The sequence below is a fragment of the Exiguobacterium sp. 17-1 genome, assembly GCF_023096305.1.
GTDB lineage: Bacteria > Bacillota > Bacilli > Exiguobacteriales > Exiguobacteriaceae > Exiguobacterium_A > Exiguobacterium_A sibiricum_A.
In genome coordinates this window covers 40,704-54,586 of sequence record NZ_JALIGJ010000006.1, presented here as the reverse complement: position 1 = coordinate 54,586, position 13,883 = coordinate 40,704, and the positions used below count along the sequence as shown (strand labels likewise).

The following is a 13,883-nucleotide window of genomic DNA, read 5'->3' as shown; positions in this document are numbered from 1 at the left end:
CTATTTCCATATACCATATGTTCCCTATTCATTTCCGGACTAAACAATTATTTGAGTTTATTCCGTTTAAACTCATAATAATTCGGGAATTATTTCCCTCTTTTTTAGTTTTTTTGCTCAAAAAGGGTAATAGATAAGTAGAGACAAGTGAGATGTAGTCATCCTAGAAAAAGGAGGCGACGTACACATGCACGGGAAATGGATTCGGATCATCATGATCATGTTAATATCGCTTTTTCCTTTCTTCAGTTACGGTTTGACAGCAGATGCAGCCAGTTCGACATTTGTTACAAAAGGATCGACGACCAGTAAAGTCGTCGCACTGACATTTGATGACGGTTCAGATGGTGGCAATATCACGAAGATTCTCAGCATCTTGAAAAGTAACAACGTCAAAGCAACCTTTTTCCTGACCGGTGCAGGGGCGAACAATCATCCTCAACTGATCAAAAACATCGCTACTGCGACTCCGACACATCAGGTTGGAAATCACTCATACACGCACCCTGATTTTACGAAATTAACCGCCACCCAAATGACGAGTGAACTATCAAAAACCGAAAACTTAATCAAATCATTGACCGGTCGGACGACTAAACCGATTTTCCGCGCACCGTTTGGCGCCAGTAACAGCACTGTCCTTGCTGCCGTCGGCAATGCCGGATATACCAAAACGATTCAATGGAACATCGATACGACCGACTGGAAAGGCATCAGTTCAACGGCCATCTTGGCGCGTGTCGTGCCGAACGTCGTACCGGGTTCCATCGTCTTGATGCACACCGGTGTAGGAGCACCGGGTACTCCTGTCGCTCTTCCCTCGATGATTTCGCAACTCAAAGCCAAAGGATATAAATTCGTCACGATCTCCGAATTACTGAAATTGCCTCCAAGCGGCAGTAAAACGTATACGGTTAAATCGGGCGATACCCTTTATAAAATCGCGAGCCTCTACAATGTCACAGTTGCAGCTCTCGCTAAAGCTAACAACATCACGAACTACAATCTGATCACTGTCGGGCAAGTCCTTGTCATCCCGGGGACAACCCCACCTCCAACCACTACCGTCACCTATACTGTCAAAGCCGGTGACACGTTATATTCCATTGCAACGAAGTATGGCGTGACTGTCACGGCTCTTGCCAGTGCCAACAAAATCACCAATGTCAATTTGATTTCGGTGGGACAAGTCCTTGTCATTCCGAAATAACTAAAAAACACCTTCGTCCGCTAAAGACGAAGGTGTTTTTGGGTCATTTTAAGAAGATGGAATGTTTTCCAATCCCAAATCACACTGAATCAAATCGGCATACGTCTGGCGACGAACAGCTTCGCGAGACTCACCTTCGTTGACGAATACGACAGCCGGTCGTAAAAATTGATTGTAATTGCTCGCCATCGAATAGTTGTAGGCACCTGTTCCGAACACAGCCAGTGTATCTCCACTGACAGGTTCCGCTAGATCAGCTGACTCAGCGACTAAATCTCCTGATTCACACGCCGCACCAACAACCGTTACATGACGTGTTTCTCCCTTGATTCGATTGGCGATGACGGTTTCATACACAGCACCATACAGTGCCGGACGGATATTGTCCGCCATTCCGCCGTCGACTGACAGATACGTTCGGACGCCCTGCACTTCCTTGATGGCACCAACTGTATAAAGCGTCGTCCCGGCATTCGCGACGACCCAACGCCCCGGTTCAATCCCGATTCGTGGACGGTCAATCGCAAGACGCGTTGTCTCTTCATCGATGATCGCCATCACCCGCTCCATCGTTTGTTCAAAATCAAGCGGCTGATCGTCTTGCGTATAGGCAATCCCGAATCCACCGCCGAGATTCACTTCGCTTGCGATGAAGGATGTCCGTTCATGAATCGTTTCGACAAATCCCATCATCGTCCGGGCCGTCCGTTCAAACAGCTCAATCTCCTGAATCTGTGACCCGACGTGACAATGAATACCAAGCAGTACCAGGTGCTCCGCTGCCAGAATCGCTTCGACGGCTTCCAGATATGAATCATCATGCGTCGAGAAACCGAACTTCGTATCGACACCGCCGGTTTGGATCTTCGTGTGCGCACCGCCAATGACTTGCGGCACAATCCGAATCAATACCTGAACGGTTTGACACGCTTCTGCGGCAATTTGATTCAGCTGGGCGATCTCTTCATAATGATCGATGACGATTTTCCCGACAGCCTCTTCGACGGCATACCGTAAATCCTGAGTCGATTTGTTCGAGCCGTGGAAATAAATCCGTTCCGCCGGCACACCGGCTTTACGGGCGATGAATAGTTCACCGCCTGTCACGACGTCAATGCCAAGACCATGTCGGACAACTTGCTGATATACGGCACCAATCGTCAAGGCTTTAGAAGCAAACGAGGCGTACGTATTCGGAAATTTTTCTAAAAAGGCATCGCGTACGGTCGCCAGACGGTCCGTCAATTCACGTTCTGCCATGATATAGAGTGGTGTCCCGTATTGTTCGGCGAGCTTTGTTGCTTCCACCCCGTCAATCTGTAGTGCATTGTTTTGTTCCGTCAAATATTGGCTTCCGTACATCTGAATTCCCCCTTATAAATAACGATGTGTTAAACGCCACGAACGGGCGCACATCTGCTCCGAATTATTGGCTGTCCCGGTCCGGGTGATATCATCGATTTCAATACCATCGCCGTATAACACCACTTTATCACCAATCTCAACCGTCGAATCCACGGCAATGAACGTATGACTCATAAACAACTTACTGATGATCGGATAACGTTTCCCGTTGATAATGACGGGCAGTGAGGACCGTCCGCGAACGACCCCGTCCCCGTACCCGACCGGCAGAACCGCAACACGAATCGCTGTCGGTGCCGTATACGACGTACCGTAGCCGACGTGTTCGCCTGCTTCCACTTGACGAATCTCAACGACTTCCGTCGTCATCCGGAGCGATGGCACGAGCCAATCCATTTTTTCAATCGGTGAGTAACCGAACAGGAAGATGCCGGGCCGAACGTAATTGCAACAGGCAAGGCGCGGATCATGTTTGACGATCGTTGCACTGTTTTCGGCATGGATGTATGTGAACGCGTGTTTCTCCTGTAACGGATTCCCGATTTTGAGGAATCGTTCGACTTGACCGTCATGATCGGCTCCCGGCTCATCGGCAAGCGGGAAATGCGTATAGAGACCCGTCATGATCAGTTCCTGCTCCTGTACGGTTTCGAGCACTGCTAACGCTTCTTCCAGCGAACTGACACCAAAACGGTTCATCCCGACATTTATTTTTAGATGAAGTTCAATTCCCGATAAATCCGCCTGATGGCGTTGCAGCCAGTCGAGCGAAGGAATTCCGAGCGCTACTCCGTGCAAGCGGACCTCTTTAAAATCCGATGCCGGATTCATCGCCAGGACATAACTGTCTGGAAAATTCGTTTTGATTTCAATTGCTTCGTAGACTTCTGCCACTGCGAAATGCCGGACACCGGCTTCCATCAATGTGGCGACCATCTCAATCATTCCTAAGTTGTAAGCATTGTTTTTGACGACGGCAAAAATCTGCTTATTGGACCGGGCGAAAACCGATGCGACATTATGCCGCACCGCTTCCCGATCGATTGTAACGATAGTTCGTGAACTCATTATTCTGCGATGGCTGGTGTCACGTAAGTCAACCACGATGCATATTGTGGCAGTTGACCCGAGACCGCTTGACGGTAAAGACCAAGTAACTCATCTGCGACAGCCCGTGTTCCGCCGTTGATGACGATATGATCAATTTCACCGACACTTGTGATTTCTGCAGCCGTACCTGTTAAGAAGATTTCATCTGCAACGTATAACTCATCACGGCCGATGTGACGCTCGACGACCGGATATCCCTGATCCTGTGCGAGACGCATGATGACTTGACGTGTGATTCCGTCTAGTACTGAACAATCGAGTGAAGGCGTGTAGATCGTGCCGTTTTTCAACATGAACAAGTTGGCAACACTCGCTTCACTGACATTTCCGTTCATATCAAGAGCAATCGCCTCGTCAAATCCATCGCGAAGTGCTTCCCCTTTTAAGAGTTGCGAGTTCATGTAGTTGGCGGCAGCTTTTGCCTGCATCGGCATCATCGTTGACGAAACACGGCGGTAAGAAGCGACTTTCGCCCGGATACCGGTACCTTTGTCAAAGTATTCACCAAGTTCCCAACAAGAAATACCGACGTGAACCGTCGTATCTTTTGCCATCAGTGCCTGCCACGGTGTACCGAGGAAAACAAACGGGCGGATGTAACAAGACTCAAAGCCGTTTTTGGCGACAAGATCAATCGTCGCTTGAACAAGTTCTTCCACTGTATAAGGAATCGTCACGTGATAGAACGCGCAACTGCGGAACAGACGTTCAATGTGTTCCGTCAATTGGAAAATCGCCGGACCATCCGGTGTCGCATACGCACGGATGCCTTCAAAAAATCCGCTTCCGTAATGAATCGCATGGGACATGACGCTCGTATTTGCCTCTTTTGGATCATGAAAAACCCCGTCTAACCAAATTGCTTCTCCATACTGTGTATCCACTGCCATGTGTTTTCCTCCTCTTCGACGTCAATCAGAGTGAACGTAAATCATCCACCAGTTGCGTCTTCTCTGCTGTTTTTGCATCTTTCTGTTTGATGACACGTGCTGGCGTACCAGCCACTACGCTGCCTGCAGGAACGTCTTCTGTGACGACACTGCCTGCTGCGACGACCGCATCTTTTCCGACACGGACACCTTCTAGGATGACGGCATTCGCTCCGATTAAGACACCATCTTCAATGATGACCGGTGTTTTTGAAGGTGGTTCAAGAACCCCTGCGACCACGGCACCGGCGCCGACATGAACGTTTTTGCCGATTGTGCCACGTGCTCCGACAACGGCGTTCATATCAATCATTGTACCATCTCCGATTGATGCACCGATATTAATGATTGCGCCCATCATGATGACCGCGTTATCGCCGATGACGACATGATCGCGAATCCATGAACCCGGTTCGATCCGGGCATTCAAATGACGTGTATCAAGCATCGGCACGGCACTGTTGCGGCGGTCATATTCGACATGCACTTCAGTAATCCGGTCTGCATATTCTTCTAAGAAAGTTGAAGCAAGTCCTGCATCAGCGAAGAAAATTTTTGATTGATCCGTTCCGAATGCCGTCGCTCCTTCAATCGTCAGTCCTGCCAAGTCACCATTGACGTATAGTTTAACCGGTGTTTGTTTTTTAGCATCTTTAATGAATTTTGCAATTTCATAAGCATCAGTTAATAACATGTGAATCCTCCTGTGTGTAAAGCGTCTCCAGTGTATAGAGTCCCGCTGATTTTTGAATGAGCGCTTCCGCCGCTTTGATGGCACCTGAAGCGAATACTTTTTTTGATAACGCCGTGTGTTTGATTTCAATCAATTCATCGACGCCCGCAAACAATACTTCATGTTCGCCGAAAATCGTTCCCCCACGCATCGAGTGCATGCCGATTTCGTTCGCTTCACGCTTCTCACGGGTCGACTCCCGTTCATAGACGGGTTTGACGTCCCGCAGGTCTTGAATCGTCCGCAGTAAAAGTTCCGCCGTCCCGCTCGGTGCATCGACTTTTTGATTATGGTGTTTCTCAAGCAGCTCGATATCGAATGCTCCGGCGAGCGGAACCAATGTTTTTAACAACTGTTGCATCATCGCGATCCCAAACGACATGTTATACGATTGGAAAATCGGAATTTGTGTCGAAGCATCGTGAATCGTCTGCAGCTCTGCTTCCGAGAAACCGGTCGTCGCGATGACGAGTGGTGTCTTCGTTTTAATGCCATAATCCAGTAGATCCGGCAACAAGCTCGGGTGTGAGAAGTCAATGATTGCATCGACCGATTCCGTCATCTCGGCGAGCATGCCGTATGAGGGAACACGTTCCGCCGTTTTCGTTTTGTCGATGACGGCGACGACAGCATCCGGTGCCAGTTCATGCACGTAATGTCCTGTCGCTCCGTATCCGTGAATGGCGAGTCTCATCCAACCACTCCTTTATAACTCCGCATCGTCTCAAGCAGGTGCGCATGTCCCGCTTCCGACTGACGGACGAGCGGCAGACGGGGAGCACCAACAGCAATTCCGATTTCTTCAAGTGCTGCTTTGACGGGAATAGGATTGACATCGCTGAACAAGGCGGAAATGACGGGCATCAGATCACTCTGAATCCGGCGTGCCGTGTCGTAGTCATTTGCGAGCAGGGCTTCTGCCAAAGCTTGCGTCTCAGCTGGATACGGATTCGACAAGACGGAAATCACGCCTTGTGCCCCCCATGCCATATAAGGAAGAATTTGATCATCGTTACCGCAGAAGACTGCAAAGCCATCTGGTAAGGCCGTCATCAATTCCCCCATGAAACTGACGTCTCCACTTGCTTCTTTAAACGCTTGGATGTTCGGATGTTTGGCAAGTGTGACGGCTGTTTCGACGGAAATCGCGACCCCTGTCCGTGACGGAACATTGTAGAGCATGATTGGCAAATCGACTGCATCCGCAACCGCCGTGAAGTGGGCGACGAGTCCTGCTTGTGATGTCTTATTGTAGTAAGGTGTGACCAGCATGGCAGCATCAGCACCAAGTCGGGCTGCCGTCTGTGTTTTTTCAATCGTTTGAGCCGTATTGTTCGTTCCTGTTCCGGCAATGACCGGGACACGTCCAGCTGTCACGCGGACTGCCGTTTCAAGTAACGTTTCAAACTCTTCATTCGTCAACGTTGACCCTTCTCCGGTCGTTCCCCCGACGACTAACGCTTGAATGTTCGCTGCGAGTTGTTGTTCGATCAGTTGTTCAAATACCGCTAAATCCAGCTCACCGGTTGATGTAAATGGTGTAGCCAGTGCTGTTCCTGCTCCTTTAAACATATCGGATTCCTCCTCGTTTCTTACGAATGGATTGAACTTTCAAGTGCTTGCCGTGCTACCTGGACAGCGTTCGAAGCGGCCCCTTTACGGATATTATCGGCGACACACCAGATGTGGAATGTATTCGGCAGGCTCTGATCCTGACGAATTCGTCCGACATAGACGTCGTCTGTTCCGCTTGCATCAAGCGGCATCGGATATTGGTTTTGACTGACATCATCGACCAAAACGACGCCTGGTGCTTCAGCTAATGCGGCGCGGATGGCTGCAACGCTTGTCTCCTGCTCGAATGTCACGTTGATCGCGACAGAATGAGAGTTCGTGACCGGGACACGAACACATGTCGCACTGACCGGTAACTCCGGTAGCTGGAAGATTTTTCGTGTTTCGTCAATCATTTTCTGTTCTTCTTTCGTGTAACCGTCCGGTAAGAAGACATCGATATGCGGCAGAATGTTATCGTGAATCGGATGCGGATAATTGACCGGCTCTTCGCCGCGGCTGCCGCGGGCTAAATCCTCGATTCCTTTTTGACCGGAACCGGACACGGCTTGATACGTCGTATAGTTAACACGTTTCAAACCAAATTGTTGAAGTGGTGCTAGGGCGACGACCGATTGAATCGTCGAACAGTTCGGGTTGGCAATCAAACGGTCATTTGGTCCGATTGCTTGTGGATTCACTTCCGGTACGACAAGCGGGATATCGGCCTGCATCCGGAAGGCGCTTGAATTGTCGACGACCAGTGTGCCTGCTGCAGCCAGTAACGGTGCATACTGCTCACTGATGCTGCCGCCTGCTGCAAACAGCGCCACATCGATGCCGTCTTCTGTGATTTGCTCCGATAATGCTTGAATCGTGACGTCCTGTCCTTTGAACTGGACGGTTTTCCCGGCAGAACGGGCTGAAGCGTACGCTGAAATCTGACGAACTGGAAAGTCGAGTTCCGCCAGGACTTGTAACATTTTTTGACCAACGGCGCCGGTTGCGCCAATGACTGCGACATGATACATATGATTTCCTCCTTACAGGTCGAATGCTTGAGCGATTGCTGCGACGGTCCGTTCGATGTCAGCTTGGGCGATCGTATATGAGATGCTGATCTCTGATGTTGTAACCTGATAAAACGTGATGTTTTCGGCCCGGAAAATCGCAAATAATTTCGAAGCGACGCCGGTTGCATCCCGCATGCCGATTCCGACGACCGATAATTTGGCATGTTGGTTATGACGATCGACTTTGACGGTCGGGAAACGATTGATGATATCCTGCAAAGCCTCTTCCAAAAACTCTTCTTCGTCTAACGGACAAGAGAAGGAAAGGAAGATGTCACTGTCAAACGTCGTCTGACTGATCATATCAATGTTGACGTGGCGACCTGACAACAGTTCAAAGATATCCGCGACCGCTGAATTCGTCTGTGGAACGTGTTTGATTGATACCGTCAGGACGTTTTTCGTCACACTGACACTCGTTACTGCTTTCTGTTCCATCGTTTCCGTTGCCTCCATAATCCAAGTCCCTCTTTTCGATTCTAGTGTTTTTCCGACGAAGATGTGGACGCCGTATTTTTTACCGAGTTCGACACTGCGCATCTCCATGACTTTTGAGCCAAGAGCACTCATTTCCATCATCTCATCGTATGAAATGTGCGGAATCGGCTGCGCTGCAGCATGAATCCGTGGATCTGCCGTATAGACACCGTCAACATCCGTATAGATCTCACAACGTTTATCAAGGACGGCTGCTAAGGCAACGGCTGTCGTATCTGATCCGCCGCGTCCGAGCGTCGTGACATCCCCCAGTTCATTGACCCCTTGGAAACCGGCGACGATGATCACATCGTAGGTTTCAAGTTTTTTCCGGAGCAGTTCACCGTCGATTTGTTTGATTTTACTTTTCGTATGCAGCCCCATCGTACTGATGCCGGCTTGGGCTCCCGTTTGCGACAAGGCTTTTGTCCCGAGTGAATTCAGCGCGATGCTGAGTAACGAAATCGTCTGTTCTTCTCCGATTGCAAGCAGACGATCAAGTTCGCGCCGTTCCGGCCGGTCCGTAATGGCTTGGGCTTGCGCAATCAATGAATCCGTCATTTTTCCCATCGCTGACACGACGACGACTAATTTCTCCCCTTGATCCGTCCGATTCTTCAAATAATTCGCAATTGACTGAATCTGTTCGACAGTCGCAACCGAACTACCACCAAATTTAAGTACAGTTGTCACAATCCTATCTCCTTTTGTCCCGAAACAGAAAAAAACGACGGGCCGGTAGGAGCGTTCCTACGGCCCGTCGTTATCACGATCGGACAAACGATGACAGTGTCATTCGTTCTTTTACGTAAGATAGCGCTCCGAAACGTGGGTTTCGGCAGTACAACGGATCTTAACCGTTGTACCAGCAATCAAGAAAAAGCATTTTCCTGTTCACTTCGGCGGATTTCCCCTTTCACATCACTTGGCATGCTTGCCTTTATAAGTGTTGCTACTGATGTCATCCGCGCCTCTATCTGTCGGTTGTTAGTTACAGTTATAGCAAACATTTTTTGTTAAATCCAGTGATTTGCCAAACTTTTTTTGAATTTTATAATTTTCCAAGGTACTTCTTTGCTAATGTGAGTTGTTCCCGGACGGCTGTAAAACCGGTCCCGCCGTAGCTTCCCCGTCGTGCGACGGCTTGAACCGGATCGAGCAACGGATAGACATCTTCCGCAATGACCGGATGGAACGTCTGATACGTCGACAGCGTCAAATCTTTTAAGAAACATCCGCTCTGCACACAATGTAAGACGGCTTTCCCGACGATTTCATGCGCTTCCCGGAACGGAATCCCTTTTGTGACCAGATAATCTGCCAGTTCCGTTGCATTCGAGAAGTCTTGCATCGTCGCCTTCTTGAGCGCTTCTGTCTTAAACGTAGCGGATTCGATCATCCCTGTAAAAATTTGAACGGATTGCAACACCGTATCAGCGGTATCAAAGACACCTTCTTTATCTTCCTGCATATCTTTATTGTAGGCGAGCGGCAGAGCCTTCATCGTCGTCAGAAAGCCCATCAGGTTACCATAGACACGTCCTGTTTTACCACGAATCAGTTCTGCAAAATCCGGATTTTTTTTCTGCGGCATCATACTCGATCCCGTTGAAAACGCATCGGATAATTCGATGAATGAAAACTCCTGCGAAGCCCAGATGATGATTTCTTCGCAAAAGCGTGACAAGTGCATCATCACGGTTGAGGCGATACCGAGATACTCGATGACGAAGTCCCGGTCCGAGACCGCATCCAGACTATTCGGATAGACCTGTTCAAAACCAAGCAGCTCAGCTGACTTGAACCGGTCAATCGGGAAAGTCGTTCCCGCCAGTGCCCCGGCACCGAGCGGCGACATCCGGATCCGCTTTAAGTTATCCGTCAATCGATCGGCATCCCGTTCAAACATCCAAAAGTAAGCAAGCAGATGGTGCGCCAGTGAAATCGGCTGCGCCCGTTGCAGATGGGTGTAACCCGGCATGACCGTCTCGACATGTTGCTCCGCTTGTTCCGTAATGACGGATTGCAGGTTACGGATGCTGGTCAGGAGTTCGAGAACATGTTGCTCCATCCAAAGATGAAGATCGGTCGCAACCTGATCGTTTCGACTGCGGGCTGTGTGCAGCTTCCCGGCAACGGGACCAATCTGTTCCGTCAGCAACCGCTCAAGATTCATATGGATGTCTTCGTCAACCGTCGTGTAGACGTGCTGATCGAGTGTCGTTTGTAACTGTTTCAGCCCGGCTTCGATTTGTTGCCACTCGGTTTTCTCAAGAATTCCTTGTTCATGCAACATCTGTGCATGAGCCAGGCTGCCTTGCAAATCAACGGCTGCTAATTTCTGATCAAATGAAATCGATGCCCCGAAGGCCTCCGCTTGAGCGGAAGCACTTTCCGTAAAACGTCCGCCCCATAGTTTCGTCATTTTTTCACGCCTTCCTGACGATGGACACTGGCATGTGTCGCAATCGCAAGACCATGCAATTTAATGAATCCTTTCGCTGCTTCGTGATCAAAGGCATCTTCTTTTGTGTAGGTCGCGAGTTTTTCGTCGTAGAGCGAAACGGCTGACTGACGTCCTGTGACGGTTGCGTTTCCTTTATAGAGTTTGACACGGACTTCGCCGCTCACGTCCTGTTGCGTTGCCGTCAAGAAGGCTTTGAGGCCTTTTGTCAGCGGTGCATGGAATAATCCGTTGTAAATCGTTTCTGCATATTGTTTGCTGAGAATCGGTTTAAAGTGGGCAACATCTTTTGTCAATGTGATGGTCTCAAGAGCTGCATGTGCTTTGAGTAAGACCGTTGCACCCGGGCACTCATAGACTTCACGTGACTTGATCCCGACCAAACGGTTCTCGACATGGTCAATCCGTCCGACGCCGTGTGCACCGGCGATAATATTCAGTTCGGTAATCAATTTTGCCAGTGGATACGCTGTCCCATTGATGGAAACCGGGACACCTGCTTCAAAACCGATAATGACTTCTTCCGCCTGATCCGGTGCGTCTTCCGGTGCGACCGTCAGGGCATATGCATCTTGCGGCGGCTCTGTCCATGGATTTTCAAGAACGCCACATTCGTTACTGCGTCCCCATAAGTTCATATCGATTGAATACGGGCTGTCGAGATTGATCGGAATCGGCACATTGTTTTCTTTTGCATAAGCGATTTCTTCTTCACGTGACCATTTCCATTCCCGAACCGGCGCGATGACTTCGAGTGATGGATCAAGCGCAGCAACCGAAACTTCGAACCGGACTTGGTCGTTTCCTTTTCCGGTACAGCCGTGGGCGACTGCTGTGGCACCGTGGGCATGCGCCACTTCGACCAGTTTTTCAGCAATCAACGGACGAGATAAAGCGGAAATCAGAGGATAGGCTCCTTCATAATGCGCACCATACTGAAGGGCCGGCAAAACAAAGTCATTTGCGAATTCGTCTTTGACATCAAGAACAATCGATTCGATCGCACCGACGAGTAACGCCTTTTCTTTGATGACCGACAAATCTTTTCCTTCGCCGACATCCATACACAATGCGACGACGTCATAATCCTTGCTCAACCATTTGATGGCGACTGAAGTATCCAGTCCACCCGAATACGCTAAAATCAATTTTTGTTTTGTCATTCTTATTTCCTCCTTGAATTCGACTGTATCTGTCTGTATAAAAATTCACTATGAATTATATATATACATAGACTTTTAAAAAAAGAAACCCTTTTTTCAGGATTTCTCAAAAAATCAGTGTTAAATTTTTTTCTCCATCGTCCGGTGCGGGATTCCGGCATCGTCAAATTCATCGGAAACAATCGCATAACCTAGCCCTTGATAAAACGGAATTGCCTGGACCTGGGCACCGAGTGTCAAAATCGTCCGATCTTCACGGCGGGCAATCCGTTCCATTGCCTGCATCAGTTCGCCGCCATACCCTTTTCCTCTTGTCGCCGCAAGTGTCGCGACACGTTCGACCTTCATCCGTTGCTCGTCATACGGGCGGGTCCGCCCCGTCGCTACCGGACGGTTCATCTCATCGAGGACAAGCAAATGAATCGCTGTTTCATCGTGTGTATCATATTCCAAATGGCGCGGAACCCCTTGTTCCTCGACAAAAACACGTTCCCGGATCATTCGGACCGCTTGCTGCTGTTCTGCTGTTTTCACTTGAATCACTGTCATGTATGTAATTCCTCCTTTAATGCTTCTACATAAGCTTGTGCCTCTTCATACGTCTGGAACAATGCCTGGGCATTGTTTTCACTTCCACCGCCACGTCCATTAAACTGCTTTAGATTTGTTTTGGCAAATTGTCCGAGATGAATCGAGCCGGCACTGCACATGAATAATTTTTTAGCTGTCTCGTTCCAGACGAATCCTGTCCGTCCTGCTTCGGCTAGAGCTTTCAGCAGTTTTTCTGAAAAGCGGATGTCCTCTTGACCATGTCGTACGGTGAGAACCGGTTCGTCCGTCGCCAGGATTTGTTTCAAGACCGTTTTGACATGCATATCTTCAGTCTGTCCGATCTGACGGTTCAGACGCACTTGCTCCTGCTTCAGTTCCTCCACGACGAGATGGACCTGGTCTTTTTTAGCAGATAATGCACGTGCAGTCTCTGCTAAGACACGCCGTTCGGTCGTCAGTAATCGAAATGCCCGGTCTTTCGCCACATACGCCAAGCGGATATTTCCCCGAACCTTTTCCAGTCCTGTGAATAAAATCAGTTCCAATTCCGATGTCGAGGCCATATGTGTCCCTCCACAGGCACTATAATCGAGTTCACCGATTTGAACGACTCGGATTTTCCCTGTTACCTGTGGTGTTTTTCTTAAGGGTAACTGGAGTGCCGCTTCTTCTGTATACTCTGTCGCCGTGATTGGCAGTTTGGCTTGAATCACCGTCCGCAACCGTTCCTCCAGACGACCTTGAAGAGTGTCGTCCCATGCATCAAGATTGAGATCCAGGGTCGATTCTTCCGTACCGGTCCGAAAACTGATTGTCTTGATTTGGAACTCGTCTTGAAGAATCGCGGAAATGACGTGTTGCGCCGTATGTTGCGCCGCGTGATCGGTTCGAATGACATCATCGACTTCACCCTGCACTTCGGTTTTAAGAAGCGGACTTTCGAGGCGATGCCAGACGTGCCCATCTTCAAGCTGAACATCTAGGACGGGAATACCGTTTAAAGTGCCCCGATCAGCAGGCTGTCCGCCACTCTCCGGATAAAAGTAACTTTGTTGTAGCGTCACCCAGTATCCTTGTTCGTCCTTAGTACCCGTCACGATTGATTCGAAGGTCCGGACGTCCGGATAAATTTGCTCAGAACGCATCTTCATTCCACCTTTTTGTACTGAATTTGCTTCTATTATGACACAAATCACTTACAATCGTTTGTCGACATCTTCATTTCCTAGTACACTAGATGAAAGACTATCGAC

Annotated in this window: 13 protein-coding genes and 1 riboswitch; of the genes, 1 reads left to right on the top strand and 12 read right to left on the bottom strand. The window is 49.2% G+C overall.

The genetic code is table 11. From position 1 onward, the window contains the following. The first annotated feature begins 187 nt into the window (after positions 1-187). Positions 188-1,210 carry a LysM peptidoglycan-binding domain-containing protein gene (locus MUN34_RS14180; RefSeq protein ID WP_247858139.1) on the top strand — a complete coding sequence of 341 codons (1,023 nt, stop codon included), beginning with the start codon at positions 188-190 and terminating at the stop codon, positions 1,208-1,210. 48 nt (positions 1,211-1,258) lie between these two features. Here the strand turns inward: MUN34_RS14180 and lysA are convergent, their stop codons facing one another. From lysA to MUN34_RS14120, 12 genes are all read right to left on the bottom strand, one after another. Beyond that, a complete protein-coding gene (gene lysA / locus MUN34_RS14175; protein WP_247858138.1) occupies positions 1,259-2,572 on the bottom strand; it encodes a diaminopimelate decarboxylase in 1,314 nt (437 codons plus the stop codon). A 12-nt stretch (positions 2,573-2,584) separates the two neighbouring features. After that, a complete protein-coding gene (gene alr / locus MUN34_RS14170; protein ID WP_247858137.1) occupies positions 2,585-3,643 on the bottom strand; it encodes an alanine racemase in 1,059 nt (352 codons plus the stop codon). Beyond that, the gene (locus MUN34_RS14165; RefSeq protein ID WP_026829272.1) at positions 3,643-4,575 is read right to left on the bottom strand and encodes a branched-chain amino acid transaminase; all 933 of its coding nucleotides are present in this window, start codon (positions 4,573-4,575) and stop codon (positions 3,643-3,645) included. Before MUN34_RS14165 ends, alr begins: the two co-directional genes overlap by 1 nt. 25 nt (positions 4,576-4,600) lie before the next feature. Next, complete coding sequence (dapD, locus tag MUN34_RS14160; RefSeq protein ID WP_026829273.1) at positions 4,601-5,308, bottom strand: 2,3,4,5-tetrahydropyridine-2,6-dicarboxylate N-acetyltransferase; 708 nt, start codon at positions 5,306-5,308, stop codon at positions 4,601-4,603. Further along, complete coding sequence (dapB, locus tag MUN34_RS14155) at positions 5,295-6,041, bottom strand: 4-hydroxy-tetrahydrodipicolinate reductase (protein WP_247858136.1); 747 nt, start codon at positions 6,039-6,041, stop codon at positions 5,295-5,297. The genes dapD and dapB overlap by 14 nt, the downstream gene beginning before the upstream one ends. Continuing rightward, positions 6,038-6,919, bottom strand: coding sequence for a 4-hydroxy-tetrahydrodipicolinate synthase (gene dapA / locus MUN34_RS14150; RefSeq protein WP_026829275.1), 882 nt, complete (start codon positions 6,917-6,919; stop codon positions 6,038-6,040). Before dapA ends, dapB begins: the two co-directional genes overlap by 4 nt. Positions 6,920-6,939: 20 nt before the next feature. After that, a complete protein-coding gene (locus MUN34_RS14145) occupies positions 6,940-7,932 on the bottom strand; it encodes an aspartate-semialdehyde dehydrogenase (RefSeq protein WP_247858135.1) in 993 nt (330 codons plus the stop codon). Between the two features lie 12 nt (positions 7,933-7,944). Continuing rightward, positions 7,945-9,144, bottom strand: coding sequence for an aspartate kinase (locus MUN34_RS14140; protein ID WP_026829277.1), 1,200 nt, complete (start codon positions 9,142-9,144; stop codon positions 7,945-7,947). A gap of 113 nt (positions 9,145-9,257) precedes the next feature. Further along, a riboswitch (Lysine riboswitch) is annotated at positions 9,258-9,435 on the bottom strand. Positions 9,436-9,502: 67 nt separating this feature from the next. Then, positions 9,503-10,876: an argininosuccinate lyase gene (argH, locus tag MUN34_RS14135; protein WP_247858134.1), complete on the bottom strand. Its 1,374-nt coding sequence runs from the start codon at positions 10,874-10,876 to the stop codon at positions 9,503-9,505. Next, the gene (locus MUN34_RS14130; RefSeq protein ID WP_247858133.1) at positions 10,873-12,078 is read right to left on the bottom strand and encodes an argininosuccinate synthase; all 1,206 of its coding nucleotides are present in this window, start codon (positions 12,076-12,078) and stop codon (positions 10,873-10,875) included. Before MUN34_RS14130 ends, argH begins: the two co-directional genes overlap by 4 nt. Before the next feature lie 120 nt (positions 12,079-12,198). Continuing rightward, positions 12,199-12,627: a GNAT family N-acetyltransferase gene (locus tag MUN34_RS14125; RefSeq protein WP_026829280.1), complete on the bottom strand. Its 429-nt coding sequence runs from the start codon at positions 12,625-12,627 to the stop codon at positions 12,199-12,201. After that, positions 12,624-13,775 carry an alanyl-tRNA editing protein gene (locus MUN34_RS14120; protein WP_247858132.1) on the bottom strand — a complete coding sequence of 384 codons (1,152 nt, stop codon included), beginning with the start codon at positions 13,773-13,775 and terminating at the stop codon, positions 12,624-12,626. The genes MUN34_RS14125 and MUN34_RS14120 overlap by 4 nt, the downstream gene beginning before the upstream one ends. Positions 13,776-13,883: the final 108 nt, after the last annotated feature.

What these genes read in the sequence shown, in the direction of transcription:
- dapD (WP_026829273.1), bottom strand. Translation starts at nt 5,308, where the DNA reads ATGTTATTAACTGATGCTTATGAAATTGCAAAATTCATTAAAGATGCT.
- MUN34_RS14145 (WP_247858135.1), bottom strand. Translation starts at nt 7,932, where the DNA reads ATGTATCATGTCGCAGTCATTGGCGCAACCGGCGCCGTTGGTCAAAAA.
- argH (WP_247858134.1), bottom strand. Translation starts at nt 10,876, where the DNA reads ATGACGAAACTATGGGGCGGACGTTTTACGGAAAGTGCTTCCGCTCAA.
- MUN34_RS14120 (WP_247858132.1), bottom strand. Translation starts at nt 13,775, where the DNA reads ATGCGTTCTGAGCAAATTTATCCGGACGTCCGGACCTTCGAATCAATC.
- MUN34_RS14180 (WP_247858139.1), top strand. Translation starts at nt 188, where the DNA reads ATGCACGGGAAATGGATTCGGATCATCATGATCATGTTAATATCGCTT.
- MUN34_RS14125 (WP_026829280.1), bottom strand. Translation starts at nt 12,627, where the DNA reads ATGACAGTGATTCAAGTGAAAACAGCAGAACAGCAGCAAGCGGTCCGA.
- lysA (WP_247858138.1), bottom strand. Translation starts at nt 2,572, where the DNA reads ATGTACGGAAGCCAATATTTGACGGAACAAAACAATGCACTACAGATT.
- dapB (WP_247858136.1), bottom strand. Translation starts at nt 6,041, where the DNA reads ATGAGACTCGCCATTCACGGATACGGAGCGACAGGACATTACGTGCAT.
- MUN34_RS14130 (WP_247858133.1), bottom strand. Translation starts at nt 12,078, where the DNA reads ATGACAAAACAAAAATTGATTTTAGCGTATTCGGGTGGACTGGATACT.
- dapA (WP_026829275.1), bottom strand. Translation starts at nt 6,919, where the DNA reads ATGTTTAAAGGAGCAGGAACAGCACTGGCTACACCATTTACATCAACC.
- alr (WP_247858137.1), bottom strand. Translation starts at nt 3,643, where the DNA reads ATGAGTTCACGAACTATCGTTACAATCGATCGGGAAGCGGTGCGGCAT.
- MUN34_RS14165 (WP_026829272.1), bottom strand. Translation starts at nt 4,575, where the DNA reads ATGGCAGTGGATACACAGTATGGAGAAGCAATTTGGTTAGACGGGGTT.